Genomic DNA, 25,278 nt, shown 5'->3' on the forward strand with positions numbered 1-25,278 from the left:
CGTGCTGATCGGTGACGTGGCACGACGGTCGGGGGTCAGCGCCCGGATGCTCCGGCACTACGAATCGCTCGGCCTGGTGCGGCCCACGGGCCGCACCGGGACCGGCTACCGGGAGTACTCCAGCGAGGACATCCGACGGATCTTCCACATCGAGAGCCTGCGGTCACTGGGGTTGTCGCTGCGTGAGGTCGGACGGGCGCTCGACGACCCCGGCTTCACCCCCGCACGACTCGTCGACGACCTCATCCGCCAGACCCGGGAGCGCATCGCGGCCGAGACGGAACTGCTCACCCGGCTGCGCCGGATCGGCGCCGCGCAACCCGCCGACTGGGCGGACGTCCTCCAGGTCGTCGCCCTCCTGCAGGCCCTGGACTCGGAGCACGCCGGGCGGCGGCAGCGCGCGGCACTCTCCTCGACGAGGGACGCTCCGGTGCCGGTGGAGGCACTTGTCGAGGCGGCGTTGAGCGAGTCGGATCCGAATGTCGCCGGCGCCCTCCGCTGGGCGCTGGCGCAGTCGGTCGACGGCGCGCCGGCGCTGCTGGCGGCGGGCCTCGACTCACCCGTGGCCGAGGTACGCGAACGTGCCGTCCGGTCCATCGCCGAGATCCCGGACGACGAGGCGACGGCACTGCTGCGGGACGCCCTCGCGTGCCCTGACGTCGTCGTGCGCAGGTATGCGGCGCTCGCGCTCGGGGCGCGTGGCGTGGCCGAGGCGGTCCCGACGCTCGTCGAGATGGTTCTCGCGGAGACGAACGAGGCCGACGCGGCCGACGCACTGACCGCGCTGGCGGGTGAACCCGCCGTGGCGGATCAGATCGCCACCCGCCTCGTCGAGCACCTCACCGACAGGGGCGTCACGGCAGCCGCCCGACGTCGGCTGACCCAGGCGCTCGCGGAGATTCCGGGGCGTACGGCCGAGGCCGCCCTCGCCGAACTGTCCCGCGACGAGGACCGTGGTGTCGCGCTCACCGCGACCTACATCCTCAAACTGCGCGACGGACGATAGCGGGGCGGGAGGTTGACCGGCACCGGGACCGCAGGCCCATCGAGGGTCGCCGACCGCCATGATGAGACGGTGAAGATCCTGTCCATCCAGTCCTCGGTCGCCTACGGCCACGTCGGCAACTCGGCGGCGGTGTTCCCGCTGCAACGGCTCGGCCACGAGGTCTGGCCGGTGCTGACCGTGCACTTCTCCAACCACACCGGGTACGGCTCCTGGCGCGGCCCGCTGCTGGCGCCGGACGACGTCGCCGAGGTGATCGCCGGCATCGCCGACCGGGGCGTGCTCGGCGACGCCGACGCGGTGCTCTCCGGCTACCAGGGGGACCCGGCGATGGGTGCGGTGATCCTCGACGCGGTGACCCTGGTGAAGACGGCCAACCCGGACGCCCTCTACTGCTGCGATCCGGTGATGGGCGACGTCGGCCGGGGCATGTTCGTCCGGCCGGGCATCCCGGAGTACCTGCGCGACGTGGTGGTGCCCCGCGCCGACATCGTCACCCCGAACCAGTTCGAGCTGGAGTTCCTCGCCGGCCACCCCACGAACTCGGTCGACGAACTGCTGGCCGCCGTCGACGCGGTACGCGCGACCGGACCCCGGCACGTGCTGGTCACCAGCGTGCTGCACGGCGACGTACCGGCCGGGTCGCTGGAGGTGGTCGCGGTTTCCGACACCGGCGCCTGGGCGGTGACCACCCCACTGCTGCCGATCACCCCGAACGGTGGCGGCGACGTCACCGCCGCCCTGTACCTGGCGCACCTGGCCACCACCGGTTCGCCCGCCACGGCACTGGAACGCACCACCGCCTCGATCTTCGCGGTGCTGGAGGCGACCCTGGCCGCCGGCACCCGTGAACTCCAGCTGGTCGCCGCCCAGGCCGCGATCGCCGACCCGCCGACGAGATTCCCCGCCCGCCGGCTGCGGTGACATCACGTCCCGACCGTCCGTGTCTGCGTCGGTCCGTGTCTGCGTCGGCCCGTGTCTGCGTCGGCCCGTGTTTGCGTCGGCCCGTGTTTGCGTCGGCCCGTGTTTGCGTCGGCCCGTGTCTGCGTCGGCCCGTGTCTGCGTCGGCCCGTGTCTGCGTCGGCCCTCCGGCAGCAGCCACCCACCGGCACCTGAAGCTGCGCCCCGGCCATGGCCCGGGGGCGGCCCGCAGCCATACGAGTTGGCGCTCCGCGACGACTCGCCCTCCGAACCTGTCCACAGTCTGTTACAAACCGACCGCCACCCCTCTCACCTGGCACGCCCTTTGCTCTGCTTCAACCCACGCACTGGTTACGCTCGGCGACCTTCGTGCCGGGCGGTGCCGCCGGATAATCCCAGCCCATACCGGTAGTGCATGGATTGAAGCAGAGCAAAGCGTGGATGCGGGGAATGTGGTCGGCGGCGCTGCGGGTACGCAGAGTGACCGTTACTCACGGTTGGTGCGGCTGCCCGTCGGGCTCTCGGTCAGCGTCGGTGATCACGGGGAGGAGGGTGCGGCTCCGCCCCGGCCGGGGATTCGCCTGCGCGGTGGCGGCCAGCCGGGCGGCGTGGTCTCGCTGGCGCTGCCAGTGCCCGTAGAGGGCACCGCGCTGCGAGAGGCGGTCCACCTCGGTGATCGTCTCGGGGTCGACGTCGCCGGGCGGCGCGTCGCGCCAGGGCGTGCCGGGCAGCGGCATGAAGGTGTGGGCGTGGATGCGGGCACCGACGTCGGCCAGCTCCCGGGCCAGCGCCAGCGACGCCTCGACGTCGGCGCCGTTCTCGCCCGGCATCCCGAAGATCATGTCCACGTTGATCCGGAAGCCCTCCTCGATGCCGAGGCGGACCGCGCGGCGGATCTCCTCGACCCCGTGGCCCCGCTTGGCGGCGTCCAGGATCCGGTCGGAGCCGGACTGCGCGCCGACGATGATGTTGTCGTTGGCGCAGTACCGGCGCACCAGGCGCAGCGCCTCGCGGGAGACGTGCTCGGGTCGGATCTCGCTGGGGAACGAGCCGAAGAAGACCCGCCCGTTCGGCCCGATCCCCTCCCGGCAGGAGGCGAGCAGTTCCTCCACCGCGGCCAGGTTCGGCGCGTCGTCCTGGCTGCCGTACGACAGGGCGGTGGGGGTGATGAAGCGGACGTCGCGCAGTCCGCGCTGCCGCATCCGGTCGACGTGCCAGCGCACGTTCGCCACGCTGCGGTGCCGGAACTTCGCGGAGAACATGAACGGGGTCTGGCAGAACCGGCAGGAGAAGACGCAACCCCGGGTGATCTCCAGGGCGTTGAACCGGTCCCAGCGCAGCGAGAAGCCACGGAAGTCGTCCAGCGGGCGGCGTTGCGGCCGGCCGGTACGGACCACGGTGCCGGTGGCGTCGCGGTACACCAGACCGGTCACCCCGGTCGGGTCGCCGGCCGCGTCGACCAGCCGCAGCAGCGTGGTCTCGCCCTCGCCGACGGCCGCGATGTCCCAACCGGCGTCGAGGGTGCGCACCGGTTCGGCGGTGGCGTGCACGCCACCGGCGACGTGCGCCACGGTCGGCCCGTCGGCCAGGGCACGGATCCGGGCCAGCTCCCCGGCGAGGGCGTCGGCGTCGGGGGAGTAGAACGACCAGAGCACCAGTACCCGGGCCGCGCCGGCCGCCGACGCCTCCCGGATGTGGGCGGCGGTCGCCTCCGGCGTCTCACCGAAGCGCACCTCGTACCGGGTCGAGGTTTCGTGCTGCTCCAGCGCCCCGAGCAGGACGTGCAGGCCGTACGTCACCGCCTTGCGGTAACGCAGCACCAGAACCAGCTCGGCAGCGGTCATAGCCCGCGATTGTGCCAGGGCATCAGGGCCGACCACGGCATAAGCTTGCCGACGATGAGCTCTCCACCCCGCCGCGCCTCCGGTGACCTGCTGGTTCACCTGCGACGCGCGCGCGATCACCTGGATCGCCACTACGCCGAGCCGCTGGATCTCACCGCCGTCGCGGCGGTTGCCAGCGTCAGCAAGTACCACTTCCAGCGCCTGTTCACCGTCACCTACGGTCGCTCCCCGGCGGCGTACCTGTCGCAGCGGCGCATCGAACGGGCCCAGGACCTGCTGCGGACCACGAACCTGACGGTCACCGAGGTCTGCTACGCCGTCGGGTTCGCCAGTCTCGGCTCGTTCAGCAGCCGGTTCCGGGACGTGGTCGGTGAGACGCCGAGCGAATTCCAGCGCCGCTGGGCGAGTAGCGGAGCCCCGCACATCCCCGGCTGCTTCGTCTTCATGTGGGGGCTCGCCGAACGACGCGGGTGACGCCGCAAGCCAGGAGAAGCCGGGCGCCACCCACCGTCTCCTAGCCTGGTCCCATGATTACCAACGTCTCGTTGACCAGCGTGTTCGTCAAGGACATCGACGCCGCCAAGACGTTCTACGTCGACGTTCTGGGTTTCGTCGAGGGCGTCGACATCACCCTCGGCGAGGGCTACCGGTGGTGCACCGTCAAGCACCCCAGCCAACCGGAACTGGAGGTGCACCTGACCCTTCCGGGGCCGCCGCTCACGCCGGAGGTGGCGGAGATGTTCCGTCGAGCACAGGACGAGGGCAACCTGTTCGCCCTCGGCCTGGCCGTCGACGACTGCCGCAAGACCTACGACGAGCTGCGGTCCAAGGGGGTCGACTTCATCCAGGAACCGGCGGAGCGCCCGTACGGGGTGGAGGCCGTCGCGCGGGACAACTCGGGCAACTGGCTGGTGCTGGTCGAACAGCGGGAGTTCACCCCCGCGGACTTCGACTGAGTGAGCAGCTTCGACGTACCAGCCTCCGCGTCGCCGGGGTGCCGGGCCGATCGTGGTCGACCCGGCACCCCGGCGACCACCGGGGGAGAAGAATCGTCAGAACCGCAGGTTGCGCAGGTAGCGGTAGCCGACCTCGGCGGTGCGCTGCGGGGTCACGTCGGGAGTGTCGTTCTCCACGATGTACTCCAGCACCTGGTGCTGCCGGAAGATCCGCGCGAAGTCGATTATGCCGGTGCCCAGGTCGGCCATGTCGCCGTCGGCGGCGTGCCGGTCCTTGACGTGGTACTGCAGGACCCGCTGCGGCGCGGAGCGGATGACGTCCAGGGTGAAGCCCTCGGGGTCGGCCGCGCCGGCACCGGAGTTGATGCCGCCGGTGACCGCCCAGTAGATGTCGATCTCCAGGTGGACGAGCCGGGGATCCAGCTCCTCGGTCAGCACGTCCCACGGGGTACGGCCACCACCCAGGTCGATGGTGAACTCGTGGGCGTGGTTGTGGTAGCCGTACCGCAGACCGGCCCGGGCCGCCGCGGCGGCCTCGACGTTCATCTGCTCCGCCCACCGCTTCCAGTCGTCGGCGTTCTCGGAGTAGAGGTACGGCACCACCATGAACTTCTGGCCCAGGGTGACCGCGTTGCGGATCTTCTCCTGCAGGGCGGCGGGAGTGTCGCTGATCCCGTCGTGGCTGGACGTGGCCCTGATGCAGATGCTGTCCAGGAAGCGACGCAGCTGGGCGGCGTTGCGCCCGAAGTAGCCCAGCGCCAGCTCCACCTTCGGATAGCCGATCCGGGCGAGGTGCCGCAGCGTGGCGTCGTACCCGGGCTCGCCGTTCAACGCGTCGCGGACCGTCCAGAGCTGGATGCTGATCAGACCCGGCGGTACCCGCCGTCGGCCGGTTGGCCGGGGGCCGGCGGAGGCGGCCGTCGCGCCCACCCCGGCCGTGGCGAGGCCGACGCCGGCCATCGCGGCCACCGAGCCGCGCAGCAGGCCCCGCCGGTCGATGACGGAACGCCGCAGGGCGGCCATCCCGTCGTAGCCGTAACACATGATGACTCCTCTCGTGGGTCTAGACGCCCGGGACCAGCACGACCTGGTCGGTCCCGGTCAGCGCGGGCAGCCCGTCGCCACCGGGATCGGTGTAGGACGCGACGAACACGGCGGACAGGTTGTCGGTGGCCGGGTCGTGACCGGAGGGCACGGTGGTCAGGATCGAGCCGGTGCAGCCGTTGGCGGTGGTCTGCGGGTGGCCGTGGTCGTCGTGGCCGAGGATGTACGTCACGCTGACCCGGGCACAGTCGACCGGCTGGTCGTCGGTGACCCGTACCTCGTACCGGACGGTGTCGCCGAAGGCGAAGGGTTGGCCCGCCACCGGCGCGACCAGCTCGACCACCGGCTCGGCGTTGCCGACGACGATCCGCACCGAAGCCGACGCCGAACGCCCCCTCGGGTCGGTCACCTTCAGCGTCGCCTCGTAGCTGCCGTTGCTGCGGTACGTGAACGTCGGGTTCGCCGACCGCGAGTCGACCCGGTCGTCGTCGTCGAGGTACCACTCGTACCGGAGCCGGTCGCCGTCCGGGTCGGTGGTGCCCTCGCTAGAGAACTCGACGGTCAGCGGTGCCAGGCCGGCGGTCTGCGAGGCCGAGACCGTCGGCACGGGGCTGTGGTTGCCGTCCCAGCCGATGTGGTCGATCCGCGCCAGCTGTGCCTCCGGGTTCTCACTGAAGAAGCCGTCGCCGTACTCGAGGACGTAGAGCGCGCCGTCGGGGCCGAACTCCAGGTCCATCGGGTTGTCGAAGACGACCGACGGCAGCACCGGCTCGATACCGCTGAGCCTGCCACGCCGGTCCAGCTGGAACGCCTTCACGTAGTCGCGGGTCCACTCGTAGAACAGCGGCCTGCCGTCGTAGTACGCCGGCCACGCCACCGGGGCCCGGCCCCGGGTGGTCGCCCGGTCGAAGCGGTACGCCGGCCCGGCCATCGGGCCGATACCACCGGTGCCCAGCTCCGGGAACTGCGGGGAGACGCCGTAGCTGTACCAGACGTCGGGCTGCTCCACGGCGGGCAGCCTCCGCAGGCCGGTGTTGTTCGGCGACTCGTTGACCGGCGCGGCGCAGTCGAACATGTCGCCCGACTCCTGTGTGGCGAAGTCGTAGTCCCGGTACGGCAGCTGCGGAGTGACACAGTAGGGCCAGCCGTGGTTGCCGGCCTTGCGCGCCACGAACCACTTGCCGTGCCCCGCCGGCCCGCGCAGCGGGTCGGGCTGACCGGCGTCCGGCGAGTAGTCGGCGACGTACAGGTCGTCGGTGCGGCGGTCCAGCTCGATGCGGAACGGGTTACGCAGCCCCATCAGGTAGATCTCCGGCCGGGTGTTCTTCGTTCCCTTCTTGAACAGGTTGCCGCTGGGGATGCTGTAGCCGCCGTTGGCGCCCACCTTGATCCGCAGGATCTTTCCGCGCAGGTCGTTGGTGTTGGCCGAGGTCCGCTGCGCGTCGTACGCGGGGTTGCGACCGGGGCGTTCGTCGATGGGGGCGTAGCCGCCGGACTCGAACGGGTTGGTGTCGTCCCCGGTGGACAGGTACAGGTTGCCCTTCGCGTCGAAGACGATGTCCCCGCCGACGTGGCAGCAGATGCCCCGGTCCACCGGCACGTCGAGGATCCGCTGCTCGGTACGCAGGTCCAACGTGTCCTTGACCAGGCGGAACCGGGACAGCCGGATGACACCCTTGAACGGGGCGAGTTCCTCCGGGTTGCCCCAGGCCGGTGCGTCACCCTCGTTGACGTCCGGGGTGGACGGGTCGTCGACCGGGGTGTTCATCGGTGGCGAGTAGTACAGGTAGACCCAGTTGTTGCCGGCGCGACCGAAGTTCGGATCGATCGCGACGTTCTGCAGGCCCTCCTCGTCGTGCTGGTACACGTCCAGCGTGGCGGCGACGGTGTTGCGGCCGGTGGCGGGGTTGTGCAGCCAGACCACGCCGGCGCGGGTCACGTGCAGCACCCGGCCGTCGGGCAGCACGGCGAGGTCCATCGGCTCGCCGGGACGGTCGTTGAGGGTGACCTTCTGGAAGGCCGTGTCGGGCGGGGGACTGACGGTAGGCGCACCCGTCGGGGTGGTGGGCGCGGCCATCGAGCTGGCGGGCGGGGCGACGAGCGCGATGGTCGTCAGGCCCGCCACGGCGAGCGCGAGTCGTCTCTTCAACTGCCTCTCCTTCGTGTGAGGACTGGGTCGGGCAGGTCGGGACGTACGGTTGGGCTTCTCCTCCGGGTGTCGGGCAGCACCGAATGGCCCGTCGGGCCGCCGGTGGGCGGCGCGGGCGCGGAAACTGGAAGCTGGACGCAGGGATCGAGGGGGCCGTCGGAGGTCACGGGCGAGGCGTTGGCCCCCGTGGCGGTTCACCTCGACGTAACATCCGGGCTGAAGCTAACAAAAGCAATGTCGATGTGTCTATGGCTTATGCCTGGTTAAGCGCGAACTTTCGGCCAAGGCAGCGAAAGCATCGTCCACGCACGAAAAACCGCCCCCAGGCGTCTGAGGGCGGTGCAGCTCGGGCCGGGATCAACGTGGCAGGTGGGCTTCCGGATCGGTGCTGGGATCCTTCCGTACGGCGTACCGGTGCAACGTGACGCCCTGCTCGAACGACGCCTGCTCGATGAGGTCGAGTTCGATCGGCTCGTCGTGGGCGTCGAACAGCGGTCGGCCGGTGCCGAGGACGACGGGGTGGGTGAAGAGCAGGAGCTCGTCGAGCAGCCCCGCCCGCAGCAGGTGAGTGGCGAGGGTGGCACCACCCACCCCGATCTCGCCGTCGGTCTCCGCCCGCAGCTGCGCCAGTTGCTCGATCACGTCGTCCCCGCCGATGACCCGGGTGTTGTGCCCGGCGCTGTCTCGGGAGCGGGACACGAGCACCTTGGGCATCGACGTCCAGATCTCACCGTACTCACGCAGATAGTCCGGCAGGGACTCGTCGTCGCGGGCGGCCGGCCAGAACGCCTCCATCGTCTCGTAGATCGTGCGGCCCTCGACCATCAGCGACATCGCCCGCGCCCGCGCGTTGAACTCCCGGTGCAGCGACTCCCCGATACGCATCCAGTCGCCGCCACCCTGCTCGCCCGGGTCACGCTCGATCCGCAGGTCGACGGAGACGTTCATCCAGTACACGAACCGACCCGGCATGCCGCCTCCCACGTGATAGCGATCTTCTCCTGGTGCGGACGCTACCTCTCCGCAGCCTGCTGCCACGGCTCACCGCCGCAGGTCGCGCCCGCTCACCGCCGCAGGTCGCGCCCGCCCACCGCCGCTGGCTGCTCCCGCACACGCGTCAGGGTGCGTCGAGGCGGGCGAGCAGGGTCGCCGGTGCCACCGCTCGGTATCCGTCTTCGATGATCTCGCCCAGCTCGGCCTCGTCGATGCCGGTGTCGAGGCGTACGCCGACCCAGCCGCGATGCCCCACGTACGGTGGGCGGAAGTAGGTTTGCGGGTTCTCCGCGATCAGTTCGGCGGCGGCGCCGGCCGGCGCGGCGCACCACAGATGCGCAAAGTCGTCCTGGTGATGGCCGTCGGGCCAGACGGTGGCGAACGACCTCTTGCCCCGGACGAACCAGGTCGGCGTGCCGTGACTCAGCCGCTCGCTGACCTCGGGCAGACGCAGGCAGGCCCGCCGGACGATCGCCACCATGTCGGTCATCGGCCCAAGCTACGACAAGGGTCCGACACAACTGAGAAGCGCCGGAGGTCGGATCGGTGAGCCGCGTTCGCCGCTGAAACTGAGCTGGTGCCGGTAGGGTTCGGCCCCGTGGAACACGAACCGAACGACCCCGGGCTGGCCGACCTCGTGCACCGGCTGCGCCGGTTCGCCGACGAGCGGGACTGGCAGCGGTTCCACACCCCGAAAAACCTGGCGATGGCCCTCGCCGGGGAGGTGGGAGAACTGCTGGCCGAGTTGCAGTGGCTCACCCCGGAGGAATCCGCGCAGGTGATGGCCGACCCCGAGCATGGTGCCCGGGTGCGTGCCGAGATCGGCGACGTCATGATCTACCTCGCTCGCCTGTGCGACATCCTGGGCATCGACCCGGTGTCCGCCGCCACCGACAAGCTGAGCGAGGCGGCCCGCCGCTACCCGGTCGAGCGGTCGCACGGCTCGGCCGTCAAGGCGCCACCGACCGACAGCCCCGGCTAACCGCGAGCACTTGTCCGACTCGGTAATGTGCACAGAGTCAAGCGGTCCGACGGGCTTCCGGTGCACGGATATGCCCCCCATCCGCACGATCACATCGTGCTGCCTGGGGGCATGTGCCAATGTCGGCGTTCCGTACGTCCGCCGCCAATCTGCTGCGTCTGGCCACCGACGGTACCCTCGCCGACCGGGTCGGCGAGCACCTGTGGTCGATGCGTCGCGGCGTGAGTCCGGCAGAGCGGCGGTCCTGGAAAAGCAGTTTGACGGTGCTGGCCCAGGACCTCGCCGACGCGGGTCTCGGCCAGGTGGAGGTCCTGGTCGAGTACCAGCTCCCCCTGACCAGTCGACGCATCGACGCAGTGCTCGCTGGCGTCGACCCGGGCAGCGGGAACGACTCCTATCTGGTCGTCGAGCTGAAACAGTGGTCCTACGCGACCGCGTACGAGGAATCGGACACCCTGGTCGCTGTCGAGCACGCACGTGGACCGCGCCTGCACCCCGGCGTGCAGGTCGGCGACTATTGTCAGTACCTCACCGATTTTCTCGGCGTCCTGGGCCGTGAGCGGTATCCGTTGCACGGTGCCGCGTACCTTCACAACGCTGTCGACCGGGACATCTCCGACCTGCTTGACCGGCCGACCACCGAGCAGAGCCGGATCTTCACCGGGCAGCGCCGTGGCCAGTGGCTCACGTATCTCCAGTCCCGGTTCGCGTCGAAGTCCGGCGCGGCCGCCGCCGACCGGTTCCTCACCAGCACCGTCCGGCCCAGCCGGCATCTGCTTCGGTACGCCGCGCAGGAGCTCAAGGACCGGTCACAGTTCACCCTGCTCGACGAGCAGCACGTCGCGTACGAGTTGGTGCTGCATGCGGTGGCGCGGGCCAGGACCGCGAATCGGAAACGGGCTGTGGTGGTGGCCGGCGGGCCGGGCAGCGGCAAGAGCGTCATCGCACTGTCCGTGATGGGCGAGCTGGCTCGTCAGGGCCGAACGGTGCTGCATGCCACCGGCTCCCGGGCGTTCACCCAGACCCTGCGACGTTACGCCGGACGTGGTTCGACCCGGCTGCAGGGAATGTTCAAGTACTTCAACAGCTTCATGGACGCCGAGACGAACGACATCGAGGTGCTGCTCTGCGACGAGGCGCATCGGATTCGGGAGACCTCGGTCAACCGCTACACGCCCAAGGCCCGACGGGATCGGGCCAGGCCGCAGTTGGATGAGCTGATCTCGACCGCCCGCGTACCGGTCTTCCTGCTCGACGAGCACCAGGTGGTCAAACCGGGGGAACTGGGAAACGTCGAAGTCATCTCGGTGCACGCCGAGAAGCTGGGCCTGGAGGTCGAGGTCGTTTCGCTGCACGACCAGTTCCGGTGCGGCGGCAGCGCGGCGTACGAGCAATGGGTGCTCACCCTGCTCGGCCTCGACGGCGATGGGCCGACCGTGTGGGCCGGCGACGGACGGTTCGATCTGCGGCTCGCGGAGTCCCCGACGCAACTGGAGGCGTTCCTGCGTGTCCGCCAGACGTCGACGGGCACGGCTGGCGAGCCGGGCCAGACCGCCCGGATGTCGGCTGGCTACTGCTGGCCGTGGAGCGACCCTCGGCCCGACGGCACCCTGGTGCCTGACGTGGTGGTCGGCGACTGGGCGCGACCATGGAACGTCAAGAGCGACCGCAGCGTGGGCGACGCTCCCGGCAGCGCCTTCTGGGCCACCGACCCGAACGGCTTCGACCAGGTGGGCTGCGTTTACACCGCCCAGGGATTCGAATACGACTGGTCAGGTGTCATCATCGGGCCCGACCTGGTGGCGCGTGACGGCCGACTGGTGACCCGGCGGAGCGAGTCGAAGGACCCGGCATTGCTCAGCCGCAAGGCGGTCAGCGACGACGAAGCGGACCGGCTGATTCGCAACACCTACAAGGTCCTGCTGACCCGCGGCATGCGCGGGTCGATAATCCACTCCGTCGACCCCGAGACCCGCCAATTCCTGGCTGGTTTGGTGAAACCCACCCGAGAGGTGGAAAGTCGCTATGAGTCGAGCAGCGACGATTCGGATGCCGGGTAGAGCCATTTTCGACCTTCCATGAAATTGTGCTGAGAGCGTAGCGCGTCTCTCAAGCGATCACGCTCTCGCACATTGAGCCTCCGTCCGACTGCAGAGCGGACCGGCGGGCGGCCGGGCGGGTTGGTGGTCGTACCCGACAAGGGTGGGGCCTCTGGGTGACGGTGCGGTGATGCCGGGGCGGGCGGGGCGTGCGGTGGGTGGGTGGCGCGTATTTCCAGGTCAGCACGGAGGCTGGGGTCGGCGCCGTACGTCGGGCGAGGGGCGGCGGTCCGATGGTTGACGAGGTGGAGTTGTCGGTGTCGCGTGGAACGGCTGAGCCTTGGTTGGCATTCGCCGTTTGCTGTCAATTGGTCGACTGTATGGTCCGGATGAAAGCGGCCCAGGCCGCAGGAGAGAAGGCGAGAGCAGGCCCGGTCGGGTCCTTGGAGTCGCGTACGGCGACGAGGCCGGGGAGGCTGTCGGCGATCTCGACGCAGTCGCCGCCGTTGTCGCCGCTGCGGGTGCTCTTGCGCCAGACGGCGCCGGTCAGGTCAGTCATGCCGGATCTCCCCGATGAGCCTTTTGATCATGTCCTTCGATTCTGCCTCGCCGAGGGCGAGCGCATCCAGTCCCCGCCACACGCGTTCGTGTGCCGCCAGTTCATCAGGCTTGTCGAGGTAGAGCGCGCCGGTCAACGACTCGCTGTAGACGACCGACGGCTCCGGTGCCGTCCGACCGCCCTTGGTGGGAGGGAAGTCGAGGATGACGAAGGATCCGGCGACTGCGCCGGGCTGAGGCCCGGCTGCCAGTGGTAGCACCCGGACCGACAGGTTCGGCAGCTCGGACAGCTTGAGCAGCTGGTCGAGCTGACCGCCCATGACCGCAGGGCCGCCCACGCCGCGTCGGAGCACCGCTTCGGACAGCACCGCCTCAAGCCTGGGAGCCGCCGGCAGCCGTCGCACGAGCAGGCTCTGCCGCTGGAGCCGAACCTGGACAGCTCGCTCCCGATCCTCCTCACTTAGCCGCCCGCCGAGGCGGTAGAGCGCGTGTGCGTACTCCTTGGTTTGGAGGATGCCGGGGATCAGCGATTCGTCGTAACGGCGAAGGTGGGCGGCGGCGGATTCCAGGCCGACGTACAGCTCGAACCAGCTCGGCACGGCGTCGCCGTAGGCGTGCCACCAGCCCTTGGACTTCGTCTCGACGGCCAGGCCGCGCATCGCTTCGGTCATCTCCGGGGACACCCCGTACAGCTCGCACATGGCCTTGACGTCGAGCACCCGGACGGAGCCCATGCCGCATTCGAGACGCCAGATCTTCTGTCGGCTGTATTCCAGGGCCTCGGCGGCGGCGTCCAGTGTCACCCCCGCCTCGTTGCGGAACTGGCGCAGCAGCCGGCCGAGCTGCCGGCGCGGCACGGTCGATCCGATGTCCTCGGCCATTCGCACACTCCCTGGTTTCATGTCGCAACACTGCGTCACCTGCCGCTGTAACGCTTATCGGTTTCGGCAAAGAAAGTCAATGCATAAGCGCGAAATCCGGCCGTGGAACGTTGCGTATCCACTGCGGAGCGTTCCAGGATGGTCACAGCGCGGCGGCCGGCCGATTCCCCCCGGACGGCCGCCGCGTTCCGATCGCACCCTCCCGTCCAGCGTGGAAAGGCAGCGACATGACGACCTACCGCTCCGCCGCGTACTCCGGTCTGTTGCCCTGGCAGGTGCGCGGGCATCGGTTTCGCCGCGTCTGGCTCGGACGTCGCGGCCTGTCCCCCGACGAGGTGTACGCGTTCCTCGATCGGGTCGCCGGTGAGTTGGCCGCCGTCCAGCAGGCGCTCGCCGACAGTCATCGGGAGACCGCCCGCCTCAAGGCCGCGCTGCGTGACTGGCAGTCCGCGCGAGCCAGAGCCCGGGGTTGCGACCGGTGAGCAGGCGGTGGAAGTGGTTCTTGCGGCGTGGGGAGGTCGCGTTGGACCTGACTGGGCAGGTGGTGCCGGATGGGGATGTGCCGGGCCGGTTTCGGCGGGTGACGTTGGAGCATGTCGTACCGGAGTTGCGGGTGACCTCGCGGTGCGACGACGCGGTCGTCTACGAGCGGCCCGAGCAGCGGCCGGGGGCGGCGGGGAATGCGGGCGGGGGCCGCTACCGGCGGGGTCGGCCCGGTGAGCGCAACCGGGGGAGGTTCGCGTCTGCGGCCGGGGAGGTGACGCCCGCCGTCGGGCCGGTTGCGCCGGTGCCGCCGGACGTGGGCGACGATCTTCTCGTTGTCGCTGCTCAGCTTGATCGGGCGAACCGGCTGGTCGACGTGCATTGGCGGCGGCCGGGCGAGGATGCGCGTACCAGGAAGTGTCCGGACTGTCGGGGTGACGGCACCTGCCCGCGGGCGTCGTGGGCCGACTCGGTCATTGCGCGTTGTCTGCGGGCGTACTGGCGGTGAACGCCTTCGACCTGTCGCCCGCGCAGATCCGCAACCGGCTGGCGTTGCGGGCGCGGCAGTCCGCGCGGGCCGCCGGCCTGCCACCCGCGCCGCCGCCGTGCCCGCCCGGCCGGGTCGAGGTGCCGCCTGCGGGGGAGTACCCCGTGCCGGTCGTCCCGCGCGTGTCCGTCGGCCCCGGCGACGTGGTGCGGCTCGCCGAATCCGAATATCGGTACGGGGACGGTCCGTTGCGGTTGCGGGTCGTCCGGGTCCGGCTGGACCTCAGCCAGTGGTACGACGGGCAGTGGGTGTGGCTCGAAGGCGTCGAACTCGGCCCCGACGACCAGGACGTCGCCTGGTGGCCGGTGCTGGTCAAAGTCGCCGCATTGACCCCGCCGGCGGTCTCGCGCCGGGTACAGGTCAGGGGGACCGATGGAAGCCGTGACTGGGCAGGTGCTCGTTAGCGGGTTGGGTTGACCGCTACGGGCGGCTGGCGAGGCTCACCGCCTCCGCGAGGAGGTCGTCCAGTTCCGGGTCCGAGAGGTTTGCCTCGGTGAGAATCTTCAACGCGGTAGCGGCCTGGATGGCGCCGATCATCTCCTGCGAGGCGGTGTAATCCACGGACGGGTCCAGGACGGACATGATCAGACCTTCGGCGGCCTCGGCGTTGATCTCGGCGCCGCCGTGCAGGTCGGTTCTGAGATCGGCCACGAACTTGATAACTTCGGCCCACTCGGCGTGCTCGCCGAAGCGTCGGTCGACGGCGAGGAAGAAGACCATCGCGAGGAACCGTGGAAAACCGTCCCAGCCCTCCGCCTGGAGCCTGGCCTCGATCGCATCGTTTGCAGCGTGCTCGCCGCGTACCAGCGTGCGAATGTATGCGGGCAGCTCAGGTCTGACCATCGGTGTCACGCCTTCTCGTCCGTCGTCTCGTGAGTTCCTCAGCGATCGCCTTGGTCGCCACCGCCAGTGCCCCGGCCGCCATGATGGCCGCGGTCACCGGCGTGTCGACCTGCGGCCGTTCCGGGGAAGGGGCCGGCTGATGACCAGTCGTGGTGCTGGTTGCAGCCCCTTGCCCACCGTACTTCTCTTTGAAAAGGCTCGCTATTTCCCGAACCTTGTTTTCAACGTTCGTGAGACTGTCCTGAGTGTCGTCTGCCTTCTGTGTCTGCTTGCTCCAGAACGCATCAGCCCGGCGTCTCCGCCTCTCCGCTTCAACCACCATCCGTTCCCCGGAGGGGGAAGTCACCATGTCCGGGCCCGCCGGGACAGCACCGGGTGCAATCGTATTGACGTATGCGCCGATGTGATTCGCGGCGACCATGAGAAGTCGCGCGTACCGGCCAGCCTTGTCGCGTGCCACCTCGGCCTCGGTGACGGCGAGTCCGAGTTTGGCGTCGCTGCTGCCCTGGCGTACCTCGGTCAGGTGCGTGAGGACCTGCATGGCGTCGGCCTGGGCGCGCAGCGAGGTGACAGCTGCCTCGGTCAAGCTTCGGCGAACGGTGAGGAGTTCGGCGACCAACTCCCCGATGCTGCCCGTCATCCGAGCCGGTGCAGGTAGTTCTCGGCGTGTTCGGCGGTGGCGGTGAAACGGCGGCCGGTCTGCCGAACCTCGGTTGACGCCTCGGCAAGCGCTCCCAGAGCGCCTGTCACATCCTTGTTCTTACTTCCGGCAAGCATTGCCCGGGCGCGTGCCGTGGCAGCTCCGGCGTGCCCGCTTGCCTCGTCGAAGACCCGTCCTCCGTGGCGTGCCGCCTCGATGGCGGCGCGAAGCAGAGCCTTGACCTCGCCGACACTCATCGTCGAGCCTCCCCGCCGACTTCACCGGTAGGTGTTCGAGCGGACACTATCTGATGTGAGTGAGCCTCGTGGTCCCGCTGCGGGCGCAGCGGCGACGGCCCGGCATCGCTCCGGGCAGCGGACAACTCGGTGACGACTGCGGGCGCTGTGCCCGCACCCTGATCCGGTTCGAGGTGGGCCGGCGGGGCCTGCCCAACGTCGGTTACAGCTGCCTTCGCTGCGACACCTCGTCGCGTCGAAACCCTCGTCCTGGAACTCGTGACGGGTTCGACCTAACTGGACTCAACCAGCACCGATAGCCCGGCCACTCCTGCGGCGACGACATCAGCGGTCGCAGCCGATGCCGTCCCCGTCCCGGTCAAGGTCGTATATGTCGGAGCCGGTCACTCGTACGGGCCCCTCAACGTAGGCGGGTCCGTTGCCGTTTCCGCCGGCGCAGTCGACATCACTCGCGATGGGTACGCAGGCACCTGCGTAGTTCGGATCGCACCGCGGAGCCTCCTTGGTGCCGACCCGGACGACCTGCGTAACCGGCTGCGTCGTGATCTCAGACTTGATCAGCTTCTTCTCCGTCTGGATGCCGTCGATCACGGTGACCTGGTACGTGAGGGTCCGGACACCCGGGACGCCGCGGGTACGCACCTTCTTGGTGCCCTTGGCCAGGGACGAGTCGTTGACCGTCCTCGTCTTGTATGCGACCTTCTCCGTTTTCGTGATGATGCGCGTCTTCGCTACCGGCGTCGCGGACTGCGTTGGGGTTGCCTGCTGCGTGGGCGCTGCCGGTGCGGCCGCAGCGGGGGATGAGGTGTCTTCGGCCTGGGCGGACGGCACCGCCTCAGCGGCGAGACCCTTCTGCCCGGGAGATTCGGACGACGGCGCGACGATCGTCGAGATGGTTGCCACTCCGCAGCACAGGAGCACGAGGGCGACGGCACCGACCAGAACGATTAGCAGCGGGTTCGTCCGTTTCGAAGGTCGCACCGGCACATGCGGGTAAGGAGTTGGCGGCGAGGGCTGCTGCCGGCCCGGGTTTTGCGGAGACTGGTTGGTCACACCCCGAGTCTGCTCAGCAGAGCCGGATTCCTCACCAGCCGGTCGGGCAAGTTGTCAATCGATTCTTCGATGAAGCGACCGTACGATCGTCGATTTCCATTCCTCGGTCTATATCGGCCGGTGGACGGCCGTCGGCGAATTCCCGTCGGACGCCGCAGACGTGAACCGGACGGGGGAGGGGGCATCGGTCCGAGGTCGACCGGCGTGGCAGCGTCAGAGCGCGTAGGTGGTGGTGCGTCCGGTTGTTTTTGCGTCCGCGTTCCGGTCGGTCATCGCTCAGTCCAGGCGCGGACGCTCCAGTGGCCTCACCGCTCGCGTCGATAATCCGCAGCGACTCGTCCCACCGGCCTACGGCATACGCCTGCCAGTCCTCGTCATCGGGCTCCTTGAACGTTTGTTGCCACCAAGCCGATGTCCTCGACGGGAACAACCGCGTCGACCAGCGCCCGGAGGGCGAACTCCGTCGGCTGCTCGGAGAACAGGGCGATCTTGCCCTGCCCCACGGCGTAGCCGACCTCGATGCACACGCTGACGCCCGCGTATCCGCCGCTGGCCACGACGAAGATGGCGTCCGACTTCGCGATCTTCGCGAGGAACTCGTGGGTGAGCCGGGCCTTGTCGGACTCGCCGACTGTCACCAGCTGTTCGTTGAAGTCGTAGCGCGGGGTGTAGACGGTCAGGCCCAGGGCGCGGAATGCTGCCTCCGCACGTCGGGCGGTGTCGTAGAACTTGGAGCTGCTGCAGATCGTGATCGCTTCAATGGTCGACATCGTTCCTCCAGGTGCGCGAGGTGGCATTCGTGCTCAGGTGAGCGGTATCAGATGGCGGGGTTCTTCGAGGTATCGGACGCCGGTGTGCCGCCGAAGAGCCTCCTCCCGGAGCGTGGCCTGTTGCTGCGACGATGGTGCGATGTGGGGAGCGGCATGAGCATCACGTCCGTGATCAACTACAAGGGCGGCGTCGGCAAGACCACCATCACCGCGAACCTCGGCGCCGAGCTGGCCGCGCGGGGCCGCCGGGTCCTACTCATCGACCTCGACCCGCAGGCCAGCCTCACCTTCTCGTTCTATCCGGCGACGACCTGGGAACAGGATCTGGCGTACGAGAAGACGATCCTGCAGTGGTTCGGGTCGGTGCTGGCCGACGAGCCCACCGGCCCGCTGCATCCGTACGTGGTCACCCCGGAACCAGCCAACGCGCTGCTGCCTGACGGCGGTCGTCTCGACCTTGTCGCCTCCCACCTGGGCCTGGTCGACGTGGACCTGGACATGGCCGCGGCGCTCGGCGGGTCACGCTTCCAGCATGGCAGCCCGCACTTCCTGCCGCTGCACCGGGCGCTGGCCGACGCGCTCGGCGCCGAGGAGTTCGCCGGGTACGACGACATCCTGATCGACTGCGCGCCGAACTTCACCATGGTCACCCGTACGGGCATCGTGGCCAGCGAACATATCCTGACCCCGGCCCGGCCGGACTACCTGTCCACGCTGGGTATCGACTACCTGCGCAGCAAGGTCTCCGAGCTGGTCCGCGACTTCAACCGGGTCGCCGCCCCCGGACCGACCATCGACCCGCAGTACCTGGGCGTGGTGTTCACTATGATCCAGTACGCCGGGGGTGGGCCGATCAACGCATCCCGCAACTACATGAAGCACACCGACAGCCTGGAGGTCCCGGTGTTCCGGCAGACCATCCGGGAGAACAAGACGTTGTTCGGTACGGCCGGTGAGCGGCGGCTGCCCGCAGTGCTGGTCCCGAACGCCAACGCGACCGTGCAGCACGAGCTGCAGCAGCTGGCCAGTGAGTTCCTGGCCCGTACCCGGCTGTGAAACCGTACCTGCCTGTGAAAGAGGAGAGTCCCCGGTGACCGAACCCGCCGACCTGGCCCACGCCGTCCTGCTGCGGGTTGCGGAGTTCGTCCGCGCGCTGCCCGCCGACCAGCTCGCCGCGCTGGCCGACGGCAGCGCGAAGCTCGCCGTGGTGGACAAGGCCCGGCCCGCCGCCCGGTCGACCGCCGCGCCGGCGTCGGCCGGGGTGGCCACCGACCGGGTTCGGACCGACCTCGCCGCCATCGGCGACCGGGTGGCCGGCGCGCGCTACCTCGCCGACCTGAAGCTCACCGTGGCGAAGCTGCGGGCGCTGGCCCGGGAGCTGGGCATCACGGTGCCCAGCAAGGCCCGGAAGGCCGACATCGAACACGACATCCTGGAGTGGACGGTGGGCCGGCGGCTCGACTCGGCGGCGATCAGTCGGCCACCGGCCGCCCGGAGCTGACGGCCGGGTGGCTGGACCCTACGACCGAGGACTGGGCTGGGCGGCGTCGGATGCGGGACCCGCACCATCCGCCAGCAGGGTCCGCACCTCGGCGAGCACGTCCGCCCAGAACGCCGGTGGCGCGGCGCTGCGTAGCTGACCGGCCAGGTGCGCGGCCAGCCGGTGTGCCTCCCGCGGGGTGAACGCCGGGTCCGGCTCACCGCCCGCCGACGGCCTGGGCCGGGCCGGCGCGTCCAGCGGTACCGGGTCGCTGGTGCAGACGATGTCGAGGTACCCGGTGGTGCGGGTCAACGCCACGTAGAGCAGTCGGTGACCGCGCTCGTCGCTGGCCACGATCTCCACCGGCTCGACCACCACCACCGCGTCGAACTCCAGGCCCTTGGCCTCCTGCGGGCTGATCAGGTTGACCGCGCCGCCCAGCTCCCCCCGGTCGGCGCTGCTCCAGGCCATCCCGTTGGCGGCCAGCGCCGCCTCGACCGGGCGTCGCTGCCGGGGCGGGCAGACGATGCCGACGAAGCGACCGGCCTCGGCGTGCTCCCGGGCCACCGCGACCGCCCGGCCGGCCAGTTCCGCCAGGCCCACCCGGTGTACGCCGGTGTCCGCCGGGCCGTCCCGGACCACCTCCACCGGCGCCACCCCCGGCGCGGACACCGTGAGCAGCGGCGCCGCCGTTGCATACACCTGCCGGGGTACCCGGTAGCCGTACCGCAGCGGGGTGATCCGGACCGGCTGGGCGCTCGGCAGGTGGGCGAGTACCTCGTCCCAGGAGTCACGCGCCCACCTGCCGGTGGACTGGGCGAGGTCGCCGACCACCGTCAGCGACCCGGTGGCGCTGCGCCGGGCCACCGCGCGCAACTGCATCGGGGACAGGTCTTGCGCCTCGTCGACCACCACGTGCGCGTACCGCCGGCTCGGCCCGTCGATCAGGTACGCCAGCTCGTCCAGCAGCGGCAGGTCCGCCGGTGACCAGGTCTCCTGGGACAACCGGTCCGCGCCGCGCCGGTGCAGCGTCCGTACCTCATCCGGGGTGAACTCGTCCCCGGCGGCGGCCCGCAGCCGGGCGGTGGAGCCGAGCAGATCGCGCAGCAGACCGGTCGGGGTCTGCCGTGGCCAGAGCCGTTCGGCGAGGTTGCCGACCGCGTCGGCGCCGCCCGGGTCGACGCCGGTGCGGGCGGCCACCAGGGCGGTGAGCCGGTCGCGCAACAGCCGGTGCCGATCCGCGTACGGCAGGGTCGCGGCCCGCGCCACCGCGAGTGCCTCGCCGACCTCGCCGCCCGGAAGCGTGACGAAGCGACCGCCGACCAACAGCCGCTCGGCCGGGTCGGGGTCGCCGATCCGGGCGTCCAGCGCGCGGGCCAGCAGCCCGGCCATCCGCGCCTCGCCCTTGATCCGGGCCACCGCGTCGGGCTCGGTGCGTCCGCGCGGCACGTCTGGGGCGAGCCGGCCGACGTCACGCAGCTCGACCCCCTCGTCGCCGAGGGCGGGCAGCACCTCGCCGATGTAGCGCACGAAGGTCGGGTGCGGCCCGACCACCAGCACGTCCGATGCCGACATGTCGGCGCGGTGCTGGAACAGCAACCAGGACACTCGATGCAACGCCACCGCGCTCTTGCCGGTGCCGGGGCCGCCCTCGATCACCAGTACCTGGTCGCGCGGGGCACGGATCAGCGCGAACTGGGCCGCCTGGATGGTGGCCACGATGTCCCGCATGGTGCCGGTACGACCGCGGGCCAGCTCGGTCAGCAGATGCGCGTCCACCGCCTCGGCGATGTCCGCCAGGATGGTGTCGGTAACGTCGTCAATGGTGTTGCCGGTGCAGGTGAAGGCCCGCTTACGGCGTACCCCGGCGGGGTTGTCGGGGGTGGTCTCGAACCAGCCGGCGGCCGCCGGAGCGTGCCAGTTGACCACCAGCACCTCGCCGTCGGCGTCCCGGATCAGGTGCCGCCCGACGTACCGGACCTCGCCCGTCTCGGTGTCGATCCGGCCGAACGCCACCGCCTCGTCCGCGGCGCCCAGCGCTCGCGCGACGGCGTCGGCGTGCCGGCGCAGGTGGGCCGCGGCGCCGGCGTGGGCGGCGGCGGACGGCAGCCGCCGCAGGTTGTCGCGGCGCACATTGCGGTGCTTCGCCGCCGTGTCGAAGTATTCCTGCTCGGCGGCGATGTCGGCTTCCCTGGACGCCACGCAGCCCTCCCTCACCCCGGACCGGTCCGGCGGACGGACCGGTCGGCTCACCGTACCGGCTGGATCCGACCGGTCGACGGGTCGAGTGAGCAGCACTTGACCCTGCAGTCTGCTCGGTATCAGCACGTTCGCTGCTTCGAGTGTTTGCGGGTCTGATTGCGGTCTGCGGATGTCGAAGCGTGCAACGCCGTACGTGACGCCGCCGCCGACCAGCGCACCCGCAAAGCCAATTACTGTGGTTAGCCCAGCCACCATGGCGCCAGTGGATGAGGTTGCGAGCGTCGGTCGGGATGGAACAGATTGAGTGACATTCGCGGTCTGGATATTGCAGCTCGTGGGGTTCAATAGATCACCAAGTGCTGTCAGGTTTCCGACAGTATGGCCGGGCCACATCCTTCGAATATAGTCAATTGCTCACGATGCCAATCGAGTGTTGCGGCTGGCCATGCGACTGCTGGATAAGAGTGGTGCGGCCGAGATCGCCGCCGACCAGGTCCCTGCCGTTCTCGCCCGTGACGGCATCGTGCTGATCAGGCAGGGGAGCGTCGGTGAAGTCCGGCAGCTGCTCGACGCCTGGACGGAACCGGTTGACCATCCGCATCAATCAGGCGAAGGGCTGACGATAATCGTCCCCCGCAACATGTCCGACGAGCCGGAAAACATGGCGGGCTTTTCCCACCACGTGCTGGTTCCGCACACGGATCGAAGTCTTGAGGCCCATCCACCCAGCCTGGTCGCCGCGATGATGCTGTCTCCTGCTCCGGCTGGTGGAGAGGCCGTCCTGGTAGATGGGGCACGCCTTCTGGATTCGCTCCGTCGAGACCTTCCGGGGCCAGTGCTGGCTGGGTTGCGACTGGTCACCGCTGATGGTGGAGACGATGTCCCTGTGGTGGAGACACGATCAGGGCTGGCCAAGCTCCGTTACCGCGACGACGGCGTCGCCCGCCCGCGCTGCCTTGGCGGGGCACCGGACGGGGTGGCAGCACTTCGTCACCTGATCCGTGCGACGGCCGGCACCCTTCACCTGAGGGCCGGAGACGGGTATCTGATCCACAACCATCGGATATTGCACGGGCGTACAGAGTTCAGCGGTGACCGGCTTCTCGTACGTCTGCTCGCCAGGGTCAGAAACAATCATCCATACGCATGGCTGAATCGGGGGTTCCGACTTGCGGATTCCTAGAACCAGATCGCCATCCAGGCCGAGCGTTGCGCGAGTTCAACTCGCTGCGGCTCTGGCGAAGGCGCACCCCACCGACCCTCGGTTCCCGCTGGTCATCCGTGAAGTGTTGGAGGCGAACCCAGATCCGGAGCCGGCGTTGCGGGCGATCCTCGACGACCAGGGCGGGCGGGCGCGGACACGCTTCGCGGCACTGTACGCACTGCTGCTTCGCCTGCGGCGCGAGGAACGCCACGCTGAGTACGCTGTGGTCGTACGCCAGCACGAGGCGGAGTTCGGAGGCGAGCCGTACTTCCACACCTTCCGAGCCATCACCGCGCGTACCCGAGGTGACCTCGCCTCCCTCCGGAGCGCAGTCGAATACTCCCGCCACGCGGTCGGTGCCATGCCGGACGTGCCTGCGGTGGTGCATCAGCTGGCGGCGTTCTGGGTCGAGTATCTGGAACGCCTGGACACACCACAGCGGACCCGCGACCTCGACGAGGTCGAACGCCACGTCGACCGGGCCATCACCCTGTCGCAGGGCAGTGTCGCTCACTACTTCGAGACGAAGGGTCGCGTACTGGCGCTTCGTGGGGAGTTCGAAGCGGCCCGCTCCGCGGTGGCCCAGGCGATCGAGTTTGAGCCGCGAACCGCCCGCGACTATCTGCGTCGGCTGACCCAGTACCAGGCCACTCGCGTCCGAATCGACCTGATGCAGGAACGGGCGCGGTGGAATCGGGCTCACGAACGCTTCCGCACCGAGTTGGCCGAGTTCAAGGCACAACAACTTCAACTACTTGGCCTGTTGGCGGCCGTCGTCGCGTTCATCGCCACGGCGGCCAACATCGCGAGTCAGACGGGAGGCATTGACGGCATCCGGCTGATGCTCGTGGCCTCCGGCGCGGTCGGTGTGGTGTTCGGTACGTTCTCTCTTGTCAACAACAGCCGGGTACGCCGGGTCGCAGTGGCAGTCGTGTTGGGCTGTGCGCTGATCGGAGCTGGGATCTTCGTACCTGCTTCGTGGATGTCATGAGGGTGGGGCGAGCGTGCGGGTGCGAACAGCGATCTCCACGGCGGGCGGCGCCCGGATGAACGAAGACCGCGTCGGCCATGAGGGGAGTCTCGCCTGGGTCATTGACGGTGCCACGGACCTCTATCCGGAGGCGGCACTACCCGCCGAAAGCGATGTCCAGTGGCTTGTGGACACCATCGACAAGTGCCTGCGCGAAGCGGGCACTGACGGATATCGGGGTGAGGCCGCCGCGTTGCTCGAAGCAGTTGCCGACGACGTCGCTCGGCGGCAGACAGTCTTGGAGTTTCCGGCCGAACGAGTGCCTCCTGCCTGCTCGATCGCACTCTGCGTGGACCAGGGAACCGGCTACGACATCAGCCGGATCGGAGATGCGACGGCTGTGATCGCGGGTCCTGAGGTGGTCGTGCTGGCCACCGGCTATTTCGACCGCCGGGAGGCGGCGGCGGTCGCGGCCGGTGAGACGGATCCCGACCGGGTCGCCGCGGCCATGCACGATCGGCGGATCTACACGATGACCTCCGGCGGCGATGAATCCATCTTCTCCGGCCATCCTCGACGCCGATTGCGTCCGCACGGTGTGGCCGGGACCTGGGCGGCGACCGACGCCGTCCTGCTGTGCACTGACGGCTTTGCGCGGCTGGTCACCGACTACGGGATCTATCAGGACTGGCAACCCGTGATTCAGGATGCCACCGAGCGCGGGCTGCCCTTCCTGGAGAAGCTTATCCGGGAGGCCGAGACCGGACCCGAACGCGGGACGGGCCGATTCAAACGCGCCGACGACGTGGCCGCTGTGCTGCTCACCTCGAACTGAGCCACGCTCTGCTCATCGAGAGTTCGTCGGCCGACCGACTTCCACAACCATGAGGACCCGCATGATCGAACATCCCCCGTACCTCGTCGAGCGCAACCCAGGCTACTTCGAGTATCAGTTGCCGATCTCGGTGAAGCTGGTGGTCGACTACCACGGCCGGGTCCCTCTGCTCAGGAACGAGCGTGACGAGTGGGAGCTGCCGGGCGGCAAACTCGAAGTCGGCGAGACACCCGAGGAAGGCGTGTGCCGGGAGGTCGCCGAGGAACTTGGCCTGAAGATCGTCGACGTCGACATCATCGACACCTGGGTTTACGAAATCACCCCGGTGCGGCATGTCTTCATCGTCAGCTACGGCACGAGCTACCTGGGCGGGGAGAATCTCGCGTACTCGGCCGAGCACAGGGAGCTTGGCGTGTTCGGGTACGACGAGGTGCCGGCCCTGCCCATGCCCGAGGCGTACAAGCGGACCATTGCTCGGTGGCAGAAGCGGCTGCGGCCCGCAGGTGATCCGCCACAGGCAGATCCGATGTAAAGGTCTGGCGCAACTGGGGCGAGGTTCGTGGCGTGAACCCTGAGGTGCTCCCGGTCGCCTACGGCGAAACCAGTCGTGCAGCTGCGCATCGC

28 protein-coding genes are annotated in these 25,278 nt (G+C 69.3%); 15 read left to right on the forward strand and 13 right to left on the reverse strand.

Features of this window, described 5'->3' with window-relative positions:
- Window position 1 precedes the first annotated feature (1 nt).
- Window positions 2-1,006: a MerR family transcriptional regulator gene (locus tag SM447_RS23815; protein ID WP_474575073.1), complete on the forward strand. Its 1,005-nt coding sequence runs from the start codon at window positions 2-4 to the stop codon at window positions 1,004-1,006.
- Window positions 1,007-1,075: 69 nt separating this feature from the next.
- Window positions 1,076-1,927, forward strand: coding sequence for a pyridoxal kinase PdxY (pdxY, locus tag SM447_RS23820; protein ID WP_474575074.1), 852 nt, complete (start codon window positions 1,076-1,078; stop codon window positions 1,925-1,927).
- Between the two features lie 488 nt (window positions 1,928-2,415).
- Here pdxY and SM447_RS23825 read toward each other — a convergent pair whose 3' ends face one another.
- Window positions 2,416-3,768 (reverse strand): TIGR04013 family B12-binding domain/radical SAM domain-containing protein, encoded by a 1,353-nt coding sequence (locus SM447_RS23825; protein ID WP_474575075.1) that lies wholly within the window; start codon window positions 3,766-3,768, stop codon window positions 2,416-2,418.
- A gap of 54 nt (window positions 3,769-3,822) precedes the next feature.
- Between SM447_RS23825 and SM447_RS23830 the strand changes: the two genes are divergently transcribed.
- Both SM447_RS23830 and SM447_RS23835 read left to right on the forward strand, forming a co-directional pair.
- Entirely contained in the window at window positions 3,823-4,242 is a 420-nt protein-coding gene (locus tag SM447_RS23830) for a helix-turn-helix domain-containing protein (RefSeq protein WP_474575076.1), read from the forward strand.
- Between the two features lie 53 nt (window positions 4,243-4,295).
- A complete protein-coding gene (locus tag SM447_RS23835; RefSeq protein ID WP_474575077.1) occupies window positions 4,296-4,724 on the forward strand; it encodes a VOC family protein in 429 nt (142 codons plus the stop codon).
- Window positions 4,725-4,820: 96 nt separating this feature from the next.
- On the opposite strand, the gene SM447_RS23840 is transcribed toward SM447_RS23835, so the two are convergent.
- The 4 genes from SM447_RS23840 to SM447_RS23855 form a co-directional block, all read right to left on the reverse strand.
- Window positions 4,821-5,768 carry a sugar phosphate isomerase/epimerase family protein gene (locus tag SM447_RS23840; protein WP_474575078.1) on the reverse strand — a complete coding sequence of 316 codons (948 nt, stop codon included), beginning with the start codon at window positions 5,766-5,768 and terminating at the stop codon, window positions 4,821-4,823.
- 19 nt (window positions 5,769-5,787) lie between these two features.
- Window positions 5,788-7,917: a PQQ-dependent sugar dehydrogenase gene (locus SM447_RS23845; protein WP_474575079.1), complete on the reverse strand. Its 2,130-nt coding sequence runs from the start codon at window positions 7,915-7,917 to the stop codon at window positions 5,788-5,790.
- Between the two features lie 357 nt (window positions 7,918-8,274).
- Window positions 8,275-8,889 (reverse strand): dihydrofolate reductase family protein, encoded by a 615-nt coding sequence (locus tag SM447_RS23850; RefSeq protein ID WP_474575080.1) that lies wholly within the window; start codon window positions 8,887-8,889, stop codon window positions 8,275-8,277.
- Between the two features lie 145 nt (window positions 8,890-9,034).
- Window positions 9,035-9,400, reverse strand: a complete 366-nt coding sequence (locus tag SM447_RS23855) for an MmcQ/YjbR family DNA-binding protein (RefSeq protein ID WP_474575081.1) — start codon at window positions 9,398-9,400, stop codon at window positions 9,035-9,037.
- A 108-nt stretch (window positions 9,401-9,508) separates the two neighbouring features.
- Here SM447_RS23855 and SM447_RS23860 point away from each other — a divergent pair, with 108 nt between their 5' ends.
- Both SM447_RS23860 and SM447_RS23865 read left to right on the forward strand, forming a co-directional pair.
- Window positions 9,509-9,892, forward strand: coding sequence for a nucleotide pyrophosphohydrolase (locus tag SM447_RS23860; RefSeq protein WP_474575082.1), 384 nt, complete (start codon window positions 9,509-9,511; stop codon window positions 9,890-9,892).
- A gap of 119 nt (window positions 9,893-10,011) precedes the next feature.
- Window positions 10,012-11,952 (forward strand): DNA/RNA helicase domain-containing protein, encoded by a 1,941-nt coding sequence (locus SM447_RS23865; protein WP_474575083.1) that lies wholly within the window; start codon window positions 10,012-10,014, stop codon window positions 11,950-11,952.
- 343 nt (window positions 11,953-12,295) lie between these two features.
- On the opposite strand, the gene SM447_RS23870 is transcribed toward SM447_RS23865, so the two are convergent.
- Both SM447_RS23870 and SM447_RS23875 read right to left on the reverse strand, forming a co-directional pair.
- Window positions 12,296-12,490, reverse strand: coding sequence for a DUF397 domain-containing protein (locus SM447_RS23870; RefSeq protein WP_474575084.1), 195 nt, complete (start codon window positions 12,488-12,490; stop codon window positions 12,296-12,298).
- Window positions 12,483-13,370, reverse strand: coding sequence for a helix-turn-helix domain-containing protein (locus SM447_RS23875; protein WP_474575085.1), 888 nt, complete (start codon window positions 13,368-13,370; stop codon window positions 12,483-12,485). Before SM447_RS23875 ends, SM447_RS23870 begins: the two co-directional genes overlap by 8 nt.
- Before the next feature lie 227 nt (window positions 13,371-13,597).
- Here SM447_RS23875 and SM447_RS23880 point away from each other — a divergent pair, with 227 nt between their 5' ends.
- The 3 genes from SM447_RS23880 to SM447_RS23890 all read left to right on the forward strand — a co-directional run bounded on the left by SM447_RS23880 (window position 13,598) and on the right by SM447_RS23890 (window position 14,804).
- The gene (locus tag SM447_RS23880) at window positions 13,598-13,852 is read left to right on the forward strand and encodes a DivIVA domain-containing protein (protein WP_474575086.1); all 255 of its coding nucleotides are present in this window, start codon (window positions 13,598-13,600) and stop codon (window positions 13,850-13,852) included.
- A 98-nt stretch (window positions 13,853-13,950) separates the two neighbouring features.
- Entirely contained in the window at window positions 13,951-14,361 is a 411-nt protein-coding gene (locus SM447_RS23885; RefSeq protein ID WP_474575087.1) for a hypothetical protein, read from the forward strand.
- Window positions 14,337-14,804 (forward strand): hypothetical protein, encoded by a 468-nt coding sequence (locus tag SM447_RS23890; RefSeq protein ID WP_474575088.1) that lies wholly within the window; start codon window positions 14,337-14,339, stop codon window positions 14,802-14,804. The genes SM447_RS23885 and SM447_RS23890 overlap by 25 nt, the downstream gene beginning before the upstream one ends.
- A gap of 16 nt (window positions 14,805-14,820) precedes the next feature.
- Here the strand turns inward: SM447_RS23890 and SM447_RS23895 are convergent, their stop codons facing one another.
- The 5 genes from SM447_RS23895 to SM447_RS23915 form a co-directional block, all read right to left on the reverse strand.
- Complete coding sequence (locus SM447_RS23895; RefSeq protein ID WP_474575089.1) at window positions 14,821-15,243, reverse strand: hypothetical protein; 423 nt, start codon at window positions 15,241-15,243, stop codon at window positions 14,821-14,823.
- Entirely contained in the window at window positions 15,230-15,883 is a 654-nt protein-coding gene (locus SM447_RS23900) for a hypothetical protein (RefSeq protein WP_474575090.1), read from the reverse strand. Before SM447_RS23900 ends, SM447_RS23895 begins: the two co-directional genes overlap by 14 nt.
- Window positions 15,880-16,140 carry a hypothetical protein gene (locus SM447_RS23905; RefSeq protein WP_474575091.1) on the reverse strand — a complete coding sequence of 87 codons (261 nt, stop codon included), beginning with the start codon at window positions 16,138-16,140 and terminating at the stop codon, window positions 15,880-15,882. The genes SM447_RS23900 and SM447_RS23905 overlap by 4 nt, the downstream gene beginning before the upstream one ends.
- 324 nt (window positions 16,141-16,464) lie before the next feature.
- The gene (locus SM447_RS23910) at window positions 16,465-17,193 is read right to left on the reverse strand and encodes a G5 domain-containing protein (RefSeq protein ID WP_474575092.1); all 729 of its coding nucleotides are present in this window, start codon (window positions 17,191-17,193) and stop codon (window positions 16,465-16,467) included.
- 374 nt (window positions 17,194-17,567) lie between these two features.
- Window positions 17,568-17,963, reverse strand: coding sequence for a hypothetical protein (locus tag SM447_RS23915; protein ID WP_474575093.1), 396 nt, complete (start codon window positions 17,961-17,963; stop codon window positions 17,568-17,570).
- Window positions 17,964-18,116: 153 nt separating this feature from the next.
- Between SM447_RS23915 and SM447_RS23920 the strand changes: the two genes are divergently transcribed.
- Together SM447_RS23920 and SM447_RS23925 are read left to right on the forward strand one after the other, a co-directional pair.
- On the forward strand, window positions 18,117-19,019 hold the full coding sequence (locus SM447_RS23920) for a ParA family protein (protein WP_474575094.1): 903 nt from the start codon (window positions 18,117-18,119) through the stop codon (window positions 19,017-19,019).
- Between the two features lie 34 nt (window positions 19,020-19,053).
- Window positions 19,054-19,464: a hypothetical protein gene (locus tag SM447_RS23925; protein ID WP_474575095.1), complete on the forward strand. Its 411-nt coding sequence runs from the start codon at window positions 19,054-19,056 to the stop codon at window positions 19,462-19,464.
- An 18-nt stretch (window positions 19,465-19,482) separates the two neighbouring features.
- Here SM447_RS23925 and SM447_RS23930 read toward each other — a convergent pair whose 3' ends face one another.
- On the reverse strand, window positions 19,483-21,645 hold the full coding sequence (locus SM447_RS23930; protein ID WP_474575096.1) for a HelD family protein: 2,163 nt from the start codon (window positions 21,643-21,645) through the stop codon (window positions 19,483-19,485).
- A gap of 430 nt (window positions 21,646-22,075) precedes the next feature.
- Between SM447_RS23930 and SM447_RS23935 the strand changes: the two genes are divergently transcribed.
- The 4 genes from SM447_RS23935 (at window position 22,076) to SM447_RS23950 (ending at window position 25,186) form a co-directional block, all read left to right on the forward strand.
- Entirely contained in the window at window positions 22,076-22,828 is a 753-nt protein-coding gene (locus SM447_RS23935; RefSeq protein WP_474575097.1) for a TauD/TfdA family dioxygenase, read from the forward strand.
- Between the two features lie 106 nt (window positions 22,829-22,934).
- Window positions 22,935-23,840, forward strand: coding sequence for a hypothetical protein (locus SM447_RS23940; RefSeq protein ID WP_474575098.1), 906 nt, complete (start codon window positions 22,935-22,937; stop codon window positions 23,838-23,840).
- Between the two features lie 13 nt (window positions 23,841-23,853).
- Window positions 23,854-24,654 (forward strand): protein phosphatase 2C domain-containing protein, encoded by an 801-nt coding sequence (locus SM447_RS23945; protein WP_474575099.1) that lies wholly within the window; start codon window positions 23,854-23,856, stop codon window positions 24,652-24,654.
- Between the two features lie 61 nt (window positions 24,655-24,715).
- Complete coding sequence (locus SM447_RS23950) at window positions 24,716-25,186, forward strand: NUDIX hydrolase (protein WP_474575100.1); 471 nt, start codon at window positions 24,716-24,718, stop codon at window positions 25,184-25,186.
- Window positions 25,187-25,278: the final 92 nt, after the last annotated feature.

This window comes from Micromonospora aridisoli, from assembly GCF_056150025.1.